Raw genomic sequence first — 20695 nt, 5'->3', positions numbered from 1 at the left:
TCATCGCGATGGGACCCGACCACCCGTGGCTAAATTTTGCAAAATTTGAGCTAACTCACTCTTTCCATCGCCACTCGTTGGCAATTTGCAGAGGTGTCCGCAGACCCTGCGTAACCAGGTAATCGCGGGTCTGCGTATCTGTTTGCCGATGGGCCGGAATATCGTCCGCGTCGGCCAGCGCGTAGAGCAGCATAGATGAATACCGTACCGTATTTTTCAACTGGCTGGCATTGACGAGGTTAATGCGGTCGCAGTCGGCGTGGTAGCAGTCGAGCACCTCTCTGGACAGGTGGCCGTTCATGCCCACCACCGGAACGCCCTCCAGCATAAACGGCTGGTGGTCGGAATGCAGACCGGCCCGGTTTTCCATTTGATTGAGGAAAGCCGGTTCAACTTCCTTCATTGTTTCACCGATGGTATTCAAAAACGAAACCATGTCGCTACGGCCAAACGCATTCAGGCCAGTTGGATCGTTGGTCATGTCGAGGTTCATCATGTAGCGAACCTTGTCTAACTCGCCCGATCTTTTTAGCTGTTCCACCATGGCTCGTGAGCCAAGCAAGCCCTGTTCTTCGCCCATAAACAGGACGAACTCTACGGTGCGCTTCGGTTTCAGTTTCAACGCTTTGAAGGTGCGGGCAATATCCATAATGGCGAAGGAGCCAATGCCATTGTCGATGGCACCCGTGGCCAGATCCCAGGAGTCCAGGTGGCCACCAACGATAATTTTCTCATCGGGGTAGGTAGAGCCTCTCAGGGTCGCTACCACGTTACGAGCCCGTATCTTCCGGCTCGTATTGGTCATGTGAATCTGCGCGTGAAGTTTTTGCGGTTCCTCCTGCATCCACGCCCGCAGGGCCTGACCACTTTCAAGCGAGATACAAACCGACGGAATAGCGATCAATTTACCCGTTACCGAGGCTGTTCCGGTCAGCAAAACATTGCCCGCTACCAAGTTAACCATGATGACGCCGGTAGCTCCATACTGGATAGCCAGCGCGGTTTTTTCGGACCGGTGAAGATTCCGAGCGCCCTGTGTGGGGGCCGCCAGGCCAATGTTTACCAGCGCAACTTTGCCCTTTAATTTATTTTTTAAGGCCGCAAAGTCCCCTTCCAGTCCATTGCCAACGTCAACAATTTCACCCTGAACGTGGGCTTCTACGGGTGAATGAGCCAGCGCTACTACTGGAACATCCCGAAAATTATCGCTTTTGTAGGGGACAATGGCCAGCGTAACGGTATCCCGCATCCAGGATTCTACCTCAAACGGTTCGTAGCGAATTTCCTTAAATCCATACGACGCCAGCAGGTTAAAGGCATAGGCTTCGGCGCGGGCACCGCTGGGGCTTCCCGTCAGCCGGTGGCCGACTCGTTGGGAGGCATCGGTCAGTGTTTCGTAGGCGCGGCTGTGTTCGGATACCTCCGTATTTATGCGGCTGAATGCTTTCCGGAAGGGGAGCGTGCCTGGGTAAAAAGCAGTTAATGCACTGGCCGTACCAATGCAGAGCAACATAAATCGAAAACGAGGCACGTAGAATGTGCGGGCCATGATAAAACAGTAGAAGAGTTTCTAACTAAATAGATAAATGAATGATAGGTTTAGAGGTCGAAAGTTTAGACGCAAAGTAGGGGCAAAGCGTTCGGCCTATTTCAGGAAAAACATATAATTTAAGTATAATGGCCTGTTTCACATTTATTTTTATTCAGAGGTACCCGTTTGGGGCTTGGTTCGCAGAAAGGTACGTTAAAGAGCGGGGTTTCCGTGTGGATGCTTCATCGTTTTTAACTGAACGGTATGCCTACCAGCCAGCCAGATCGGGTCAATCCCGACTACATTAAATAGTTTATCCCAGCTCCGCTCGAAGCAGTGGGCCGCATCCGGAAAAGTAATCGAAACGTTCAGAGCGTGTTCATAGAAAGAACGCGGCCGGCTTACCAGAATGGTTTTATGAACGGCAAACTGCGCGCCGAGTACGAAGGAGTACAGGTCGGGGCCGTCGGTACCGAATAACGCCCGATGGAACCCGAGCAGGTCAAGATTTCGCCCGTTCTCATTTTTACTCCAGGGGACAAACAGCCGGTGCCCCTGGTTGTCGTCGGTGTCGATCAGATGCCCGAGCCACCGAAATCCTGGGGGCTCCGTATTGAATTCGCGCAGTGTTTTTTTGAAATCGTAGGCATGGTCGAACGGCTTGCCCTGGCAGAAAACCGTCCAGTCGGCCAGCGTGTCGTAGCGATCAACGAGGTGGTGCAAATACGTATGCGCTTCTCGTCCGATGTTGGGCAACGGCAGGGTGGGGTGCTCAGTTACGGGCTCAGGGTTTTTGGTGTAAACCGTTTTGCGTACCCCTGTTGGCAGGTTACGCAGCCAGTTGAGGTTTTCGGTATAATGAGCAACAACGAGTTCGAGCATGGAATCATAACCGCCGGGGCGGGAGAGTTACGCAAAGATCGCGAAGAAATTAATGGTCTCTTTAGCCGCTCTGCTAACCGTTACGCCTAAACAACCGTTATTTTTACGGATAAACTGCCGAAACAAACTGAAACGATGTCCCCGATGAAACGGACTGGTCTATTTTTCATTACTTCTCTCACGCTGTACAGCATGGCTCAGGCACAACCCGTTACACCGCCCAAAGCGGCCATAAAACCCAAAGAACTGATTACGAACGGTCATAAACGAACCGACAACTATTATTACCTCAACGAACGTGAAAACCCCGAGGTGATTAAATACCTGAACGCGGAGAATACCTACCTCGATCAGGTGCTGGCACCCGTTAAAGACTTGCGGGCCAAGCTGTTCGAGGAGATGAAAGGGCGCATCAAGCAGCAGGACGAATCGGTACCGTACAAAGAGGGTGCTTATTACTACTATACCCGATTCATTACGGGGGGAGAGTACCCGATTTACTGCCGCCGAAAAGGCTCGATGCAGGGTGCCGAAGAAATCATGTTCGACGGTAACGTGATGGCGAAAGGGCACAACTACTACCAGATCGGCGGTTTCGAGGTATCGGACAATGACGAGCTGGCCATTTTTGCCGAAGATACCGTTAGCCGCCGGCTCTACACGCTACGGGTAAAAAACCTGAAAACGGGTAAGATCTATTCGGAAGCTATTCCAAATACCGAAGCGGGAAGTTTTGCCTGGGCAACTGATAACAAGACGCTCTTTTATGTCAAAAAAGACCCGCAGACGCTGCTTGGCTATCAGGTTTACCGACACGTACTGGGAACCGATTCGAAAAGCGATGTGCTGGTCTACGAAGAAAAAGACAACCAGTTCTATATGGGACTGGGTCGTTCAAAATCAAAGAAATACATCGAGATCAGCTCCGATCATAATGGTGTAGCCACCGAGTACCAACTGCTGGAAGCCAGCAAGCCCACCGGTCACTTCACTACGTTTCTGCCCCGTGAGAAAGGACACGAGTACGACATCGTTCATTACAAAGACAAGTTTTACGTACGGACCAACTGGAAGGCCGAGAACTTTAGGCTGATGGAAGTGCCCGAAGGCAAAACGACGGACCGGACTGCCTGGAAGGAAGTGATTGCTCACCGATCGGATGTGTATCTGGCTAACATGGACGTGTTTGCCAAACATCTTGTGCTGGGCGAACGGAAAGCAGGACTGACCAACATCCGGGTGATTAACCAACTCACCAAAGCCGATGAGTACCTCGATTTTGGCGAGCCAGCTTACGTGGCAGGCATCAGCTACAACCCCGATTTCAATACCAACGTGCTGCGGTACAGCTATTCGTCGCTGACAACGCCCAATTCCACGTTCGATTACAACATGGATACGAAGGTGAAAACGCTTAAGAAACAGCAGGAAGTATTGGGTGGATTCGACAAGGACCAGTACGTATCGGAGCGGTTTTTCGTGACGGCCCGCGACGGGGCAAACGTACCCGTGTCGCTGGTGTATCGAAAAGGCACCAAGAAAGACGGTTCGGCTCCGTTGCTTCAGTATTCGTATGGTTCGTACGGCTACTCAACGGACCCCGGCTTCAGTTCAACGCGCCTGAGCCTGCTGGATCGGGGATTCATGTTTGCCATTGCACACATCCGGGGTGGGCAGGAAATGGGCCGCCGGTGGTACGAAGACGGCAAAATGCTGAAGAAGAAAAACACCTTCAATGACTTCGTTGACGTCTCGGATTACCTGATCAAAAACAACTACACCAATGCCGATAAGCTCTTTGCCATGGGCGGTAGCGCGGGCGGGCTGCTCATGGGTGCCGTAATCAACCAGGCTCCGCAACTGTATCGGGGGGTTGTGGCGGCTGTGCCTTTCGTAGATGTTGTGACAACCATGCTCGACGAAAGCATTCCGCTCACAACGGGCGAGTTTGAGGAATGGGGCAATCCCAAAAACAAAACCTACTACGATTACATGCTGTCGTATTCGCCCTACGACAATGTGGAGAAGAAAGCCTACCCCAATCTGCTCGTGACAACGGGGCTGCACGACTCGCAGGTGCAGTACTGGGAGCCTGCCAAATGGGTAGCCAAGCTTCGCGTCATGAAAACGGACGAAAACCAATTGTTGCTGCATACCAACATGGAAGCGGGTCATGGGGGCGCATCGGGGCGCTTCGAAGCCCTGAAAGAAATTGCTCTTGAATACGCGTTCATCCTGAATCTGGTCGGCGTACAGCAGTAAACGAGTGATCTGAACACCTGAACGTCCACGTGCCGGGGGAGCTCATTCCCGTACGTGGCCGTTCAGGGTACGCCTAATCGGACAATGATTATCCTCAAGCAATCCTTTTTTCGGTTGTACTCATACGCGTTTATGTTCGTAACGCTGTGTGTGGCCATTGGCAGTTGTCAGTCGGGAAAGGACGCGGCCCTGAATGACCCGATGATTGCCGAGGGAAAACAACTGGCGCAGCAACATTGCGCTGGTTGTCATGTAGTTCCATCGCCCGATTTGCTGGATAAGGAGACGTGGATAAAACATGTGTTGCCCGCTATGGCGCCAAACCTGGGGCTCGAGGTATATCCTGGTGGCGTGTACTATGCTGGGCCCAAGGCCGCTATTTCGTTCGATAGCTGGCAAAAACTACTCGCTTATTACCAGACGTTGGCGCCGGAGAAGCTGGCAGCGGCCAACCCACCGGCGTCGGTAGCGACTGACTGGGCTATGTTCTCGCTCGAAAAGCCCCGGCTCGACACCGGCCAAACCGCCATGACAACCCTGGTGGCAATGGACACAATTGGCCATCAGTTGTATTCGAGCGATGCCTTCCGAAATAATCTGTGTCGCTGGGATCGGACGTTGCAGCCAACCTTGTTCAATCGACTGAATTCGGCTGCGGTCAATGCTACGTTTTTTCGGGATAAAGCGGGCCGCGAGCAGGGGCTGTTCAGTTGTCTGGGTACCATGCGGGCCGCTGATATTTCGAAAGGAGAACTAGTTTCATTGACACTGAACGGTAAGCAGGGAACCGATTCGTTGGCGATTGCTACGGACCTGCCCCGCCCCCTGCAATCGGTATCTGCCGACTTTACTAAAGATGGGCTGACGGATTGGGTTGTTTGCGGTTTTGGACACAACAAAGGGGGGCTATATTGGCTGAAGCAAACGCCGAATCATCAATTTACCAGGTTGCCCATTCGTGAGGTAGCTGGAGCCAGTCAGGCCGTTGTGGGCGATTTCAATGCCGATGGCTGGCCCGACCTGATGGGTTTGTTTGCGCACGCCGATGAGGGTATCTGGCTATTTTTGAACGATAAGAAGGGCGGCTTCACAGAACGAAACCTGCTCCGGTTCCCATCCGTTTACGGCTCTACCAGCTTTCAGCTAGTTGATTTCAACAATGATGGTCGACTGGATATTCTGTACACCTGTGGCGACAACAGCGACTACTCTAAAGTGCTGAAACCGTATCACGGGCTGTACATCTATCTGAACAAAGGCGGGGAGCGCTATGAACAGGCTTATTTCTACCCCATTAACGGCTGTACAAAGGCCGTCGCCACCGATTTTGATCAGGACGGTGATCTGGATATAGCGACAATCGCCTTCTTTGCCGATTTTAAGTACAATCCTGCTGAGAGTTTTCTTCTGTTCGAGCAGCGAAAAGCCTTACAGTTTCAACCACATGCCCCACCCATCAGTGGACTCGGGCGCTGGATTTGCATGGATGTGAACGACTGGGATAATGACGGGGATGCTGACATAATTCTGGGCAACTTTTCGAAAACGTTTATCATTCAGGAAGGGCTAAAACCAACCTGGGATACGCACCTGCCCCTGATCGTACTGAGGAATAAAACTCGTTGATGGTTCTTCTGCTCGTTCTGTGAACCGTGTCTTCACAGTCTACCTTCGCGTCAGTCGATCTAAAGCAGTCAGTTTATCCAAACGGATGTCAATCACATAGATTCTCCTGAGGTAAGCGGTAGGATTTGCGTAAAAGCTACTTAATTCATTGATCGGGCTGCCGGGTAAGTTTAGTTGGGGTGGTCCGGGATGAGTTGGTTTAGTAGTCAATTCTTCATCCTGCATACTGCTGAAATAGGGTAGTATGCAGGATGAAAATTTATAAAATAGACCTTCGCAACTTAGAAATAGAACAAACAACTTTTCTCGTTTTTTGCTATTCCATCGACGACGAGGTAACAGGATAACAAAAACGTTTCTGTACTGCCCTGCATCCAGCATTCATTAGTAACGCTGTCTGGCTTTTCGGTTGCCCTGTTTTTTGTTTTTCAGCGAGTCTCCTTTGCTGACCGGAACCGCCGGATTAATCATTGGTCGGCCACTTTGTCCGCTTGCCCCATCGTCTGTTGCACTCATCATAGCCGCACTATCGGCGACGGGATTGCTGTCTGGAGAGCGCCTGATTGACTTCTGTTGCCCTGCTTTACCGGTTGTCTTGCTACGATTAGCTGCGTTAGTCGTTTGGGCTTCGGTGCCGAAAGCCGTTACGCCAACCAGCAGAATACTCATTATCATCAACCTTTTCATATCCGTTGTTTTAACGTGGTTACACAATTTCTGTTCCTGTAACTACCAACAGAACAAAAAGGCTACGTTGTCAGGTGATACCGAGCGAATGGCAACTAGTTGGAGCAACATCCGTCCACATTACTTTGTCAGATTGGCGGTACTTGATAAGGCCAGTAAATTGCCCAGTTGCCGGGCCGTACGGGTCAAATTCTGCCGGGTCAATTGCATAGCCGTATGGATATCGGCCGGTCCATTACCAATGGCCAGCAATACGTCAAAATACTGCGTCAACGCGTCGCTCGGCTCTGCCGGAACTCTGCCCGCTATGCCCACTACGGGCAATTTTTTTTGCTTTGCCCGAGACGCAACACCAAAAGGTCCTTTTCCATGCAGCGTCTGTTCATCCAGGCTACCCTCACCGGTAATGACCAGGTCCGCCCGATCCAGCGCTTTCTCAAAGTTCGTGAACGCGAGAAAAAAGTCGATGCCGTTGACAAGGTTAGCTTGGAGAAACGTGTGGAGTCCGGCCGCTACGCCACCCGCAGCACCGCCATGCTTCAGGCAAGTCATGTCTACGCCGGTTTGGCGGTGCGCAACGTCGGCAAACCGGCGTAGACCGGCATCCAGTTTTTTTACGCTTTCGGGAGTGGCCCCTTTCTGCGGACCGAAAACGGCTGCTGATCCCTGGTCGCCAATCAGCGTATTGTCAACATCACAGAGGATGGTGATCGCACACGTCAGGATTCGCGGATCAAGGCCAGCTACATCAATGATGGCTAAGTCAGTCAGGCTGTCAGGAATAGTCAGTACTGTATTGTCAGCGGTTAAAAACTGGATACCGAGTGCCCGTAGAATACCCGTCCCCCCATCCACCGTTGCCGACCCGCCGATGGCCAGCACAATTTCCTGAACGCCCTGGTCAAGCGCTAACCTCATTAGTTCACCCGTTCCAAATGACGTGGCTCGAAGCGGATCCAGCTCGTCGGGCTTGAGTAGCTGAATGCCTGATGCACTTGCCATTTCGATCACTGCCGTGCGCCCGTCGTTCACCAGTCCGAACGACGAGTCTGTAGGTCGGCCGAGCGGGTCGCTGACGGTTGCGGAAACGAGCAGGCCATCGTGTTTCTGAATCATTAAGGCCCCCGTGCCATCGCCCCCGTCGCCAACCGGAAAGCACTCACAAACGCAATTGAGTGTACTTTGCAGTAGCCCCTGTTCAATAGCGTCTGCTACAGCCGGGGCGTTCAGGCTGTGCTTAAATGCGTTGGTGGCAATCAGAATACGAACGGGTGGCATGAGCAGCTGATTAATTGATTACGTTGACCGGGTTCCCGTTCAGGAAAGCCGCCAGATTATCGACAGTAATTTGCATAAGTCGAGTCCGGGCTTCCCGCGTTGCCCAGGCAATGTGCGGGGTGATCAGGCAGTTTTTAGCCGTAAACAAAGGGTTGTCTGCCGCAGGGGGCTCGGACGATAGTACATCAATACCGGCTCCGGCAATGATGCCCTTGTTCAGGGCATCGGCCAAATCCTGATCAAGGATAATGGGGCCACGGGCGGTATTCAGCAGAAAGGCCGAAGACTTCATGAGTGCCAGGTTATCTTTGTTGATCAGACCTTTGGTGTCGGGTGTTAGGGGTGCGTGGATACTGACCACATCCGATTGAGCCAGCAGTTCGGGTACGTCGGCCCACTTGAAATTGGTACGGTGCGACTGATCCGTACGGTGCCGTTTCGAGCCGATAACGTTCATGCCAAAAGCCATAGCAACATCGGCCACCTGCTCGCCAATGCTACCGAACCCAATGATGCCCATTGTTTTTCCGGCCAGTTCGATAAGTGGATAGTCCCAAAAACTAAAATCGGCCGAGCGAGCCCACTTGCCATCGCGCACTGCGTCGCTATGCCGCTGAACGTGCAGGGTCAGTTCGAGCAGCAGAGCGAAGGTGAGCTGAACAACCGATGCGGTGCCGTAACCCGGTACGTTGCTGACGATAATGTCCTGTTTGCGGGCCGCGACCGTATCCACAATATTAAATCCCGTTGCCAGCACGCCGATGAATCGGGCCGATGATAGTTGAGTGATCGTAGCCTCGCTCAGGGGCGTTTTATTGGTGAAAATGATGGCGGCATCGTTGGCCCGCTGCACGACTTCATCGGGCGATGTCCGGTCGTAGACGGTTAAGTCGCCCAGCTTCTCCAGTTCCTTCCAGGATAAATCGCCCGGATTCAATGTGTACCCATCCAAGACAACAATCTTCATGGTTTGTATTGATTTCGTTTTCGTCGATAACTGTCTGCCTGGCCGACAGGCTACTTACTCCTGACCTGAGATGCTGGTACGACTTTTTCGGCCATCCTTCCTTTGTCGGGATGACCGAAAAAGGCATCACCTAAGGCAGTTATAAGCCAACTAATGGACTGGGGCGGGTGTTTGTTTCGTTTTTCTGGCAACGGAACGGATGGCGATGGTCAGCACAGTGAGAATAACAGCCACTATGAGTAAATACGAATACCCTTTTGAGGTGTCCGGTGCGGCTGCGGCTTTATATCCATCGAGCATCTCATAAACGGGAATGAGCCATTTCAGAACGTAAGCCTGCGCAAGGGTCAACAAGCAAATAAAAATCAGCATAATGAAACTGTGTTTCACCGTAAATCTGAACAACTGCGATTCTTTACCGACCAGGTTACCGGCTGCCGCAGCCACCGCAATGGATTGTGGCGAAATCATTTTGCCCACCACACCACCTGACACGTTGGCCGCAACCGTTACGACAGGATCGATACCAATCGACTGAGCCGTAGCGAGTTGTAGTTTGCTGAACAGTGCGTTGGCGGAGGTATCGGAACCCGTAATAAATACACCCAGCCAGCCCAGTATGGGTGCAAAAAACGGAAATAAAAAGCCAGTATGAGCCAGTACATTAGCCAGTGTGAGCGTGATGCCGGAGTCGTTGACAACGTAAGCAAATGCCAGCACCGCGGCTACGGTGAGAATGGGAAATGTCAACTGATTAAGGGTATCCCCGAAGACGTTGATACCCTGTCGATAGGTCAAGCCAACCAGCGGAATGGCGAGTAGGGCAGCGATTAATATAGCTGTTCCGGCAGCTGATAAGTAATTGATCTTGACTAGTTTGGGAATAGGATTGCCATCATTCCCAAGAATGGCGTTATGCAAACCCGGAAACTCGAACTGGCCCATCCCGGTGGCGTTGAGCGCATCTTTTATGGGTTGTATACCCCAGGCAATAATCAGGATGGTCAGAACAAGAAACGGCGACCAGGCGCGGATCGTCTGGCCGCCCGTGTAGCTGACGGAGGAGTTGTTGACTGCCGCCGGTTCATTATTGAAGCGCCAGATCGTTCTGGGTTTCCAGAAACGCAGGAAGGTGATCAGACAAATGATAGACCCCAGACCGGCAATCACATCGGGTAGGGCGGGGCCTAAAAAATTGGACGAGACATACTGGAGCAAAGCAAACGAAACACCAGAAACCACCACCGCAGGCCAAATTTCCAGGGCTTTGGTAATCCCCGCCATGATACTCACCAGGTAAAAGGGAAGCATAACAGAAAGAATAGGCAGCGTTCGGCCCACCATCTGCGAAATAGGCAGTTCGGGAATGCCTGATACCTGTGAGGCTACCGTGATCGGAATACCGATAGAGCCGAAGGCAACGGGCGCTGTGTTTGCGATCAGGCAAATACCCGACGCGTACAACGGGTTGAACCCCAGCCCAACCAGCATGGCCGCCGTAATGGCAACCGGCGCGCCAAAGCCCGCCGTACCTTCCAGAAAAGAGCCGAAGGAAAACGCAATCAACAGCGCCTGCAATCGGCGGTCGGCAGTAATTGACCCCAGGAAATGCTTGATGATCTCGAACTGGCCGCTTTTGACCGTGATATTGAACAGAAACACGGCCATGACCACGAGCCAGCAAATGGGAAATAGTCCGTAAAGCGCCCCATGTATTGCCGACAAGAAGGCGAGTTTGACGGGCATACCATATACCAACGTCGCCAGGAGCATAGCAATGCCCGTGGCCACCAGACTAGCCTGATACCCTTTCATTTTTTGGATAATCAGCGCCCAGAAAATAAACAGGATGGGCAAGGCTGCGACCAGTACCGACAGCGTGATGTTTCCAAACGGATCAATAACTTGTTTCCAGGTCATGATGTAACGTGATTGATGGCTTAATGTGACCAAAGCACGTGCATCTTTCCGCTTTACTCAAGCTGGCCGTCCGAAAGTTACCCGTTGACTGATTTCGCCAGTTGCAGGCCCGATAGAAAGGCGCCTTCAACATTGCCCATCCCAAACCCATCGCCCCCAAAAAGCAGCGGGAGCGGGGCCTCGACTATCAGAAAGGGCGCCGGATGACGCTGATCGGCAAGGCTGTAGCGCCACCGATGGACCTGAACGGTACTGATGCTATCGGCAGGAATCAAGGTTGGTAACTGGTCAATCAGTTGCTGACCGATCTTTGCCAGATCATCATCGAAATGGGTTCGGCTGAAGTCGGTACTGGCATGAATCGTAACGGACGGTTGACCAGGTGAGATGCCTTTCTTCGCATTGTCGGCAACCCAGGCAATGTCGCCGGTTTCGTACCGAACAGCACCGGAAGCGGGTATTGTGCTCGGCTGATGCAGCGTTGCCATTACGGCGATACAGGGCCGATATGTTATGGCACTGAGCGCTGACCGGTCGGACGGAGATAACGGAAAGCCACTTTTCTCAATCAGCGTGAGTGCCTGGGGAGCCGGTATGGTAATCAGTAAGGCATCCGCCCGGTATTGCCCCCCCGATTCGGTCTCAACAAGCCACTGCGCATCAGCTATCCGAAATGAAACGACGGTTTCGGCCGTCAGCACGGTCAGGTCTCGACTCAGCGCTTTGGCGACAGCGTTCATGCCGTCAAGACCAATGTAATACGGATAATGGAAGGCCGAATCGGCAGCATCGGTCTGTTCCAGAGGCCATTGTCCAACGACGTTATCCTCAACCAACGGCTGGATGATCTGTTGAAAGTCGGGCGTTGTCGCCGAAAAATACTGAGCACCGTGGTCCAGTCGGGCCTGTTCAATCCGGCGGGTAGCCATCCGCCCGCCGATTCCCCGTCCTTTGTCCAGCACAACAACATCCCACCCTTGAGATGTCAATTCGCGGGCCGCGGTAAGGCCCGCCATACCCGCACCAATAATTAAAGAAGATGGCATTTGGTTAACGTTACTTTTCAGGATGCGATTTACGACTTAAACCGTTCAGTTTAGTGGGTTATCTATTTAATCTATCCGTTTACTTAGGCATCCGGTTATAATTACGCGTTCATTCCTTGCCCATGTATGCTCCCTATTGATCAGGCCCGATCAGCCTTCTATATCCGGAAATTCACAAAACTCAGGCAGGGTGGCACTCGGTACGGAAAGGCTCCGTATAATTCTATACGGGAGCGATTAAAAATGTAATTTATTGGTGCAAATACGGAGTAGTTGAAACTCTCCTTTATGATGGCGTACTACTATGCTGTTTTGTCGTTAATTCAGTAGAGACACAACCCTTTGTGTCTTATTAAACAGCCTTTTGTGTCTTATTGGCGTCAACCGAAATTGCCTGGTTATGAGACGCAAAGGGTTGCGTCTCTACATGCTTTGTTCGTCAACGCATTACTCCCCAAATACGTCTATGAAAAACATAACCATTACCCTCGATCTTAAATCCATTTGTGTTGGTGCGCTAAGCGTACTCGCGATTGTGTCGTTGTCAAATTTTAACAAAGCTGATGAACATCGGGCTGATTCTTTCGATGAAATTCGGCGCTTTCAGGTTGTTATGGGCGAAAAGGGTAGTACCATCATCCTGGACACGAAGACGGGTAACTATCTGATGGATTATAGTATGACGCCCAAACCTCGCTGGTTGAAAGGTGATTTTACCGCTACCCACAAGAATCCGTCGACCAAGTCAGATTAGGTGACGCAGAAACGATCACTATGTCGCTGTTAGCTGACCAAGGCATGACCTATTGTATCGCTCAACAGGTCAATTGAACAGACCTTAGGTGCACTAGTTAGCCTGTATAATCAGAATTAAAGTTTATTCGGTTCGGCATGTTTCTGTTGGCGACGTTATAGTTTTCACTATGTTTGACGCATACTTATATACTATGTTCAGTCGTCAGTTTTTACCGCTTGCCCTGGCCGTTGGCCTCTCTGTTTTAGTTACCAATGGATTATCGAGTTGCCAGTCGAAAGGATCGGCTGCCACCGAAACCGCTACTGATTCGGCCATTGATTCGTCGGGTAGCGCGACAGCCGCCGAAAAATCGACGGATAATGACGCGGAGAAAAAGACAACCGCAGCAACTGATTCACCCGCCAGTATTCCTGCCAGCAAAATAGCCAATGCGGCTACGATTCTGGCGCGTCCGCAGGTTCCTATTTTGTGTTACCACCAGATTCGCGACTGGCGCCCGAGCGACTCTAAATCGGCGAAGGATTACATCATACCCGTGGCGGCTTTCCGCGAACAGATGAAGATGCTGGCCGATAGCGGTTACCATACGGTGCTGCCCGACCAGCTCTATGCTTATCTGGCTACCGGAGCGCCCCTGCCTTCCAAACCGATTATGCTCACTTTCGATGATGGTGACCTCGATCAGTATACCGTAGCGGCTCCCGAACTGGAAAAACATGGTTTCAAAGGGGCGTTCTTTATCATGACCGTGGCCATTGGTCGTCATGGCAAACAGCCTTACATGGACAAAACACAAATCAAGGACCTGTCTGACCGGGGGCATACCATTGGCGCCCACACCTGGGACCATCACAATGTGAAAAAATATCAGGGCGATGACTGGAAGATTCAGATTGAAGAACCCAAAGCGAAGCTGGAAGCCATTGTGGGTAAGCCCGTTAAGTACTTTGCTTATCCATTTGGACTTTGGAACAAGCAGGCTCTACCAGAGTTGCAGCAGCGGGGCTACGCAGCCGCCTTTACGCTGGCCGACAAGCGCGACGATAGTATGCCGCTCTATACGGTTCGGCGGATCATTGCCGGTGGACAGTGGAAGGCCACAACCATGTACCGGAACATGATTCAGAGTTTTGATTGACGATCCAGAAATCGTCTTGACTGACAAAAGCGGCCGAAGCCGCTTTTGTCGTTTTCCAGCTAAAACTATTCCATCAACCAAATGGAGAGGAGTTCAGTTGGGTATTTGGGTGATGTCAGTTTTAAGAAACTGACATCACATGGTGTCTGTCCGTACATCAGGCTAACTCGGTGCGGACGCGTTCGAGGAGCGTTTTGGTGGCCCGAATACCTTCCGTGGTTGGTAGATACCCACCATCTGGCTTATACAGGCTCATGATCCCTCCTTCGTACTCAATGCCGACGTAGCCCTTGAAACCAGCGTCTTTGATGATCTTGAACATCTTCCGGAAATCCGTTTCGGTCTCATTGCCGCTGGCATCGAATTTGTGCGTTTTGGCACTAATACCTTTGGCGTAAGGCATCATCTTTCTGACGCCCTCGTAACGGTCATACTCCTTGATGCATCTGGTGCCCATAATGCCCTTGATATCGTTGGTTTCCGGTGCACTGCGCTGCCGACAGAAATTACCGAAGTCGGGCAGGAGGCCCGCGTTGGTCATGTTTACCTGTTTGAGCACGCCCACCAGCCAGTCAATATCGGTCGAATTGCCAAAGTGATTTTCAACAATGACGTTCATGTTCGATTTCGCGGCATAGTCGAGCAGTCTATGATACCCGTCGGCGGCCGACTTGGCGGCCTCATCGGCTGGGTCGTCGGCTACGCCCGTCATGGCTTTGGATGTGTCGCCCAGGTTGACCCGAATGGCACTGCAACCCAGAAACTTGGCGGCATCAACCCAGGCATAATGCGCTTCGACGGCCTTCTTCCGTTTCGTTGCGTCCAGATCGGCAATGTTGGCGCCATCAACCATGATCAGGTTATTCTTCATCCCGAGGTCATCACAACGCTGCTTAAGCTCTTTGAGATAGGTTTTGTCGGTGTGTTTATCATTGAAGAACATAGAAACGTACTCCAGTACGTTAATACCAAAATCGTTTTTAGTTCTGGCCGGGAAGTCCATGTTGGTCATTTTCCCCGACATCAGTTCACCCGCGAAGGAAAACTCCGCTAACGAGATATCGAACGTAAATTTTGAGGGAGCCACTTCGGCAAACAAGTCAGTTGGCAAGGCGGAAGCCATCCCCAGGCCGGCGGCCGTCAGGCCAAGTTGGTTCAGAAACGTGCGACGAGATTGTGTCATGGTTGAACAAAATAAATCTTTTCCCCGGTAGAGAGAGAAGGAGGTACGTTTGGTTAGAAAGCTATGCAGGATGGATTTACACGTATTGCCAACGTCGTTACTACTGCTCGGACAACACCTGTCGGTCTGATACAAACAATGGCCTGACCGATCCCTTTTATCGGATCATAACGTAGCACAATAATAAGGTTATTTTTCATTGTGTTGATTTTACACACTATAAATAGGTTTAAATTTCCCGTATGGAGTACCAAAATGAAGTAAGGCGGTTTATCGATGAGTTAAAGAATTATTTGCCGAATGTCTCCCTCGACTGCACCATATTCGGGTTCCACGGTGGGCAGTTAAAGGTATTATTATTGCGGTGGAAAGGAACCGAAGACTGGTGCTTACCGGGTGGTCGGGTGCTGTATGGGGAGAATCTGGACGATGCTGCCCACCGTAGTTTGCAGAAACGAACCGGACTGAGCGAAATTTTTCTGCAACAGTTTCACACCTTCGGCGATGTACAACGGTACAAAAATTTTACGCTTCAGGAAACCCTGACCAAACTGGGTTTGCCCATTGAAGTGGGAAAAGAAATTATTACGCGTGATGTATCGGTTGGGTATTATGCGCTGGTTGAGTTTGCGGAAGTGACGCCCTCCCCCGATTTTTTTGCCGAGGAGTGCCGCTGGTGGGATATTGCTCAGATTCCGCCCTTACTCTTCGATCACAACGACATGATCGCGCTGGCCTTAAAAACACTTCGTCGCCAACTTAGCTACCAGCCTATTGGCTATACCTTACTGCCGCATAAATTCACCATGCCTGATCTGCAGCAGCTATACGAAACCATACTGGGGCAACCACTCGACCGTCGAAATTTTCAAAAACGGATGCTTGGGTACAATATTCTTGAGCGACTGGAGGAGCGCAAAACGGGTGGTGCCCACAAGGCTCCGTATTTGTACCGGTTTGTTCGGGAGAAATACGAAAAGGCCTTGCAGGACGAAAGCCTGTTTGTGGGCTGAGCGATCCAGAAAGAGGGAATGATAGCGTGAGGACGTCGCCGGTTTTTGAGATTAAAACCAAATTAGCCGATTATTGCCCTTTTTCTTGCTCAGACCCCCGTATTTCAAAAACCTTACATCGGCTGTATGGTTAAGTAGTGGCAATCGATAAATGGATTGGCACTGTTGATTTTTAACTGGTCAACTGGTTTATAATCAGTTATTTGATTTTTTTTAGTAACCTGAATGGTGTCGTTTATTTTTGACCTGACACAAAAAACCGTAACCTTCCATTAGTATGAATACGCGCATTCGTTTAGCTCTCGATAGGACGCCAAACACGAACCATACCGGATTCTACGTTGCTCTGGCCAAAGGGCTTTATAGTCAGGCCGGTCTCGACGTAGACCTCATATCGCCCGATCAGGACGATTACCGGACAACGCCCGCCCGTCGTGTGTCGAGGGGGGAGGCTGAACTGGCCATTACGCCTTCCGAGAGCGTAGTAAGCTACCAGACAAACGGGGTGCCTCTGATAGCGGTTGCTGCTGTGCTGGCACGGGATATCAGCGCCATTGTTACCCTGAAAGAAAGTGGTATCAGCCGTCCGCGGGAACTGGACGGAAAAGTATACGGCTCGTACGGAGCTCGGTATGAAGACGATATGATTCGTCAGCTTATTCAGAATGATGACGGACGTGGGCAGTTCGTATCGCATAAATTGGGCTGGGGCGGCATCTGGCGGGCTCTCTTAACCCGCGAAGTCGACGCAGCCTGGTGCTGGCTGACCTGGGAGGGCGTACAGGCTGATGTAGAAGGCATTGACCTGAATCAGTTTTTGTTCGACGAATACGAGATCCCGTACGGCTACAATCCTGTGCTGACGGCACATCGCCAGTGGACGGAACAAAATAGCGATGCCTTGCGCCGATTCCTGGAAGCAACAGCAGCAGGCTATCGGTTCGCCATAAAAACCCCGGATGAGTCGGTTCGGTTATTAATGAAAACGGCTAATCACCCAACACTTACCAAACGAAATTTTCTGGAGCAAAGCCAGCAATTGGTCTCGGGCTATTATTTGGATGGCGAAGGTCACTGGGGCTCCATGCACCGCAATGTGTGGGTGTCTTTCGTGAACTGGATGATTCGCAATCACCTGCTCAGTGACCGGGACGGGGAGCTGATCCAGCGCATGGATGTCGATACGTTATTCACGAATAAGTTTCTGGATGGTGTTCCCGCCATGACGCGGTAAGACAGTCAGCTATTGTTCTCTCGTGTTACCCGCCAATGGTAGACATCGACTCAGTGACGGTATCCCGTTGCTGTTCTGCTTCGAAACCATTGGCCGGGCGATGAGAAAAGGCTTTCAGAAAAGCCGCTGTTAGCTCGTCGTCCGAAGCGCCACCCCGAAGCAATGCCCGAACATCCAGCACGCCATTGTCATAAAGACAGGTTTTGAGCGTGCCCTGAGCCGTCATGCGAATACGGTTACAAGTGCCACAGAACGTCCGGCTGAAAGCCGCAATAACGCCGATAGTACCCTGGTGGCCCGGAACCTGGTAATTGGCTGAAGTAGAAAACGGCGGGTCCGGTAACTTTTGCAAATCCGGAAAGTGGGCCCGTATTTCCTCCACAATTCGGCGGTGCGTCCAGTGGAGCACCGGGTAATGGCTACCTTCCCCGTTAAAAGGCATTTCCTCAATAAACCGAACGTCGACGGGCATCATGCGGGTCATCTCCGTCAGCGGAATCAGATCCTGCGTATTTTGCCCATCCATCACGACCGCGTTTATCTTGGTATGAATCCCGGCGGTCAGCAGGGCATCGAGTGTTTTCAGAACAGCGGGCAGTTCATCACGCCGGGTAATCTGGTGGAATCGCTTCCGGTCGAGCGTATCCAGGCTCAGATTGACGGATTTAACACCCAGAGCCGCCAGCGCGCCAACATGCGGAGCAGTCAGGACACCGTTCGTGGTCAGGGATATGTCATTCAATCCATCAATGGCCGCCAGTCGATGCAGAAAATCCATCAGGCCCGCTCGTACAAAAGGTTCGCCACCCGTAAGCCGCACTTTCTGAACGCCCAATTTGGCTAATACGCGTACCAGCCGCTCCATTTCTTCATAGGTCAGTACTTGGTGCTTCGGCAAATACTTGATGCCTTCTTCAGGCATACAGTAGAAGCACCGCAGGTTACAGCGGTCCGTTACGGCCAGCCGGACGTACGTAATGGGGCGGTTGTGGTTATCGTAAATCATTCGGTAGTGTACTAACACAAATCTACGGCTTTTGATTACAGCCAACACGGGTAATAGCTACCGGGATGGCTCATTTTGACCCATCGGGATCAAGAGTTTGTTTTTTACACCCAAAATTGGTCGAAATCAGCAGCCAACCCGATTGTTGTAGCTTTTGTTAAAAAATTTGTATTATTTTTGAGGAAACTTTGATTAGCTACAGTTTTGAAGAAAGCGGTTTCCATCGGTCTCTTTGGCTTGTTCCTCTACCACACCCTGGCTTATGTGCTGGTGTTTGTGGGTACGTGGTGGCAGGCAGAGCATGACCTGTCGGAGCGGCTCATGGTGTATCGCTCGGTCGATAGCATGGTAGAGTTTCAGATACCTCTGAAAGACAAGCCAGATGCGAGCGCCCTCACCCGTACTACCTCCGACGGCTTCAGCTATCATGGACAGTATTATAGTGTTGTTAGTTTGGAGATTCAGGGCGATGTGCTGCACATTACCGGTCTACAGTCAGAAAGTCATTCGTTCTGGCAGAGCGACCTGCTGTCGTTCATGAATGACCACGTGTCGGGTGCATCAGATTCGCACAAAAAAGCCACTAAATTACTTAAGTTTCTTCTCAAGGAATACTCGCCCACTCCGCGAGCCATCTTCAAATTTTTCTCTCCCGTCTGGCGTGAAGCTGTGCACATTCCGAACGTCCTGTTCGTGACTGCGGCCCGCGCCCTCCCCGTTCACTCGCCCCCTCCAGAAGTCTGAGGTGAATTTTTGATCGTGTTTTCGGTTGTTTTTCGGTGGCTTTTGCTGGTAGTTCTGCTACGCGTTGTTGCGTAAACAGGCTGTACATGATGCACTTCGACGCGTGTGTTTAGGCTGTCGGAATGCTTACATGACCAGGTGATCCGTTGATTAGCTTCGTACACGAGTGTAGGAATTCTTTTCTGGCCAACAGGCGATTTCCACCGTCAGCCTGCCGTTTACCGGCTGGAGGCTGTACCAGCCTGCCAACAGAAGTCCTGAGTCCATTCATCCTTTCTCAGACATTCGTTATCTATGAAATCGATTTATACAATCGTTCTGGCGGTTGCCTATACCCTTATTTTACACACGTCGGCGTCAGCGCAGGGTTGCGTAGCGGTTCGCCACATGAGTTGTGCCGCTCCGGCAGGCTCGGCCGACTATTTCAAACAGCGAAGCGGTCACTGGCAGGTGTCGGCAGGCTATCGGTTCTTTCGTTCCTACAAGCACTTTGTTGGCGACGAAGAACAGAAGCAGCGCGTTGAGCAGGGCACAAACGTAATTAACATCTCACACGCTATTGATCTGGGGCTCACGTATATGGTCAATCAGCGGTTGTCGTTCTCGGTCAATCTACCCATTCAGTACAATGACCGTTCATCGCTCTATGAACATTACGGCAACGCCCTTGCCCAGAATCCCCAGCAGAAACGGTTCGATACCAAATCGCAGGGCATTGGTGATCTGCGTATTTCGGGTAATTACTGGCTCATAAACCCGGCGAAGTTACCCAAAGCTAATTTGTCGGTGGGGCTGGGCGTAAAGCTGCCAACCGGTAACTACGCGGCAACCGATAATTTCCACAAGCTGACGAAAGAAGGTACCGACTACACGATCAATAAACCGGTCGATCAGTCGATTCAGCTGGGTGATGGGGGTGTGGGCGTAAGCGTTGAGCTTCAGGGCTATGTATCGCTTACCAAAACGCTAACCGCCTATGCAAATGGCTTTTACCTGTTCAATCCGCGCGAGACGAACGGTACCGTGCGCAACCCGGAGGCCACAACGATTGACCTCGTAACGGGCACGTTTTCTGTAGCCGATCAGTTTGCGGCTCGCATTGGCCTGAGCCAGTCGATTGGAGCCATTCCGGGACTGTCCGTTATGCTGGGTGGCCGCGTAGAAGGTGTACCCGCCATTGATGCCTTCGGGGGGAGTAGCGGCTTTCGTCGCCCTGGCTATATCGTGTCAGTAGAGCCGGGCCTGGCCTACATGCGTCACAAAACATCGATTGCGGCCACTGTGCCGGTCGCTGTTTATCGCAACCGCATCACGAGTTATGCCGATCGGCTTGATCCGCTGGGCCTGAAGCATGGCGATGCGGCCTTTGCCGACTACCTGGTTTCAATTAACGTATCTCGCTGGTTTTAACCAACAGGGAC

At 51.5% G+C, this 20695-nt stretch carries 17 protein-coding genes; 8 read left to right on the top strand and 9 right to left on the bottom strand.

Annotated features, from left to right (window positions below; translation table 11 throughout):
- Nucleotides 1–55: 55 nt before the first annotated feature.
- Nucleotides 56–1549, bottom strand: a complete 1494-nt coding sequence (locus tag ACYU87_RS21355) for a M20/M25/M40 family metallo-hydrolase (protein ID WP_461136134.1) — start codon at nucleotides 1547–1549, stop codon at nucleotides 56–58.
- Nucleotides 1550–1744: 195 nt separating this feature from the next.
- On the bottom strand, nucleotides 1745–2413 hold the full coding sequence (locus tag ACYU87_RS21350) for a DUF3431 domain-containing protein (RefSeq protein ID WP_461136133.1): 669 nt from the start codon (nucleotides 2411–2413) through the stop codon (nucleotides 1745–1747).
- A 144-nt stretch (nucleotides 2414–2557) separates the two neighbouring features.
- On the opposite strand from ACYU87_RS21350, the gene ACYU87_RS21345 reads away from it, so the two are divergent.
- Both ACYU87_RS21345 and ACYU87_RS21340 read left to right on the top strand, forming a co-directional pair.
- Entirely contained in the window at nucleotides 2558–4675 is a 2118-nt protein-coding gene (locus ACYU87_RS21345; RefSeq protein ID WP_461136132.1) for a S9 family peptidase, read from the top strand.
- A 132-nt stretch (nucleotides 4676–4807) separates the two neighbouring features.
- Nucleotides 4808–6301 (top strand): FG-GAP-like repeat-containing protein, encoded by a 1494-nt coding sequence (locus tag ACYU87_RS21340; RefSeq protein WP_461136131.1) that lies wholly within the window; start codon nucleotides 4808–4810, stop codon nucleotides 6299–6301.
- A gap of 384 nt (nucleotides 6302–6685) precedes the next feature.
- Here ACYU87_RS21340 and ACYU87_RS21335 read toward each other — a convergent pair whose 3' ends face one another.
- The 5 genes from ACYU87_RS21335 to ACYU87_RS21315 form a co-directional block, all read right to left on the bottom strand.
- Nucleotides 6686–6988 (bottom strand): hypothetical protein, encoded by a 303-nt coding sequence (locus tag ACYU87_RS21335; protein ID WP_461136130.1) that lies wholly within the window; start codon nucleotides 6986–6988, stop codon nucleotides 6686–6688.
- A gap of 120 nt (nucleotides 6989–7108) precedes the next feature.
- The gene (locus tag ACYU87_RS21330) at nucleotides 7109–8266 is read right to left on the bottom strand and encodes a glycerate kinase (RefSeq protein WP_461136129.1); all 1158 of its coding nucleotides are present in this window, start codon (nucleotides 8264–8266) and stop codon (nucleotides 7109–7111) included.
- Nucleotides 8267–8276: 10 nt separating this feature from the next.
- Nucleotides 8277–9233: a D-2-hydroxyacid dehydrogenase gene (locus ACYU87_RS21325; protein ID WP_461136128.1), complete on the bottom strand. Its 957-nt coding sequence runs from the start codon at nucleotides 9231–9233 to the stop codon at nucleotides 8277–8279.
- 150 nt (nucleotides 9234–9383) lie between these two features.
- The gene (locus tag ACYU87_RS21320; protein WP_461136127.1) at nucleotides 9384–11153 is read right to left on the bottom strand and encodes an L-lactate permease; all 1770 of its coding nucleotides are present in this window, start codon (nucleotides 11151–11153) and stop codon (nucleotides 9384–9386) included.
- Nucleotides 11154–11230: 77 nt separating this feature from the next.
- Nucleotides 11231–12199: an NAD(P)/FAD-dependent oxidoreductase gene (locus ACYU87_RS21315; protein ID WP_461136126.1), complete on the bottom strand. Its 969-nt coding sequence runs from the start codon at nucleotides 12197–12199 to the stop codon at nucleotides 11231–11233.
- Nucleotides 12200–12665: 466 nt separating this feature from the next.
- Between ACYU87_RS21315 and ACYU87_RS21310 the strand changes: the two genes are divergently transcribed.
- Both ACYU87_RS21310 and ACYU87_RS21305 read left to right on the top strand, forming a co-directional pair.
- Nucleotides 12666–12953 carry a hypothetical protein gene (locus tag ACYU87_RS21310; protein WP_461136125.1) on the top strand — a complete coding sequence of 96 codons (288 nt, stop codon included), beginning with the start codon at nucleotides 12666–12668 and terminating at the stop codon, nucleotides 12951–12953.
- A gap of 193 nt (nucleotides 12954–13146) precedes the next feature.
- Nucleotides 13147–14094, top strand: coding sequence for a polysaccharide deacetylase family protein (locus ACYU87_RS21305; RefSeq protein ID WP_461136124.1), 948 nt, complete (start codon nucleotides 13147–13149; stop codon nucleotides 14092–14094).
- A 157-nt stretch (nucleotides 14095–14251) separates the two neighbouring features.
- On the opposite strand, the gene ACYU87_RS21300 is transcribed toward ACYU87_RS21305, so the two are convergent.
- Complete coding sequence (locus ACYU87_RS21300) at nucleotides 14252–15277, bottom strand: sugar phosphate isomerase/epimerase family protein (RefSeq protein WP_461136123.1); 1026 nt, start codon at nucleotides 15275–15277, stop codon at nucleotides 14252–14254.
- 242 nt (nucleotides 15278–15519) lie between these two features.
- Here ACYU87_RS21300 and ACYU87_RS21295 point away from each other — a divergent pair, with 242 nt between their 5' ends.
- Together ACYU87_RS21295 and ACYU87_RS21290 are read left to right on the top strand one after the other, a co-directional pair.
- Nucleotides 15520–16290: an NUDIX hydrolase gene (locus ACYU87_RS21295; protein ID WP_461136122.1), complete on the top strand. Its 771-nt coding sequence runs from the start codon at nucleotides 15520–15522 to the stop codon at nucleotides 16288–16290.
- A 277-nt stretch (nucleotides 16291–16567) separates the two neighbouring features.
- The gene (locus ACYU87_RS21290; RefSeq protein WP_461136121.1) at nucleotides 16568–17524 is read left to right on the top strand and encodes an ABC transporter substrate-binding protein; all 957 of its coding nucleotides are present in this window, start codon (nucleotides 16568–16570) and stop codon (nucleotides 17522–17524) included.
- Between the two features lie 25 nt (nucleotides 17525–17549).
- Here ACYU87_RS21290 and moaA read toward each other — a convergent pair whose 3' ends face one another.
- Nucleotides 17550–18530 (bottom strand): GTP 3',8-cyclase MoaA, encoded by a 981-nt coding sequence (gene moaA / locus ACYU87_RS21285; RefSeq protein WP_461136120.1) that lies wholly within the window; start codon nucleotides 18528–18530, stop codon nucleotides 17550–17552.
- A gap of 204 nt (nucleotides 18531–18734) precedes the next feature.
- On the opposite strand from moaA, the gene ACYU87_RS21280 reads away from it, so the two are divergent.
- Complete coding sequence (locus tag ACYU87_RS21280; RefSeq protein WP_461136119.1) at nucleotides 18735–19274, top strand: hypothetical protein; 540 nt, start codon at nucleotides 18735–18737, stop codon at nucleotides 19272–19274.
- A 294-nt stretch (nucleotides 19275–19568) separates the two neighbouring features.
- Entirely contained in the window at nucleotides 19569–20684 is a 1116-nt protein-coding gene (locus ACYU87_RS21275) for a hypothetical protein (protein WP_461136118.1), read from the top strand.
- Nucleotides 20685–20695: the final 11 nt, after the last annotated feature.

It is taken from the genome of Spirosoma lituiforme (assembly GCF_054776635.1).
This window is presented reverse-complemented; position numbering and strand designations above follow the sequence as displayed.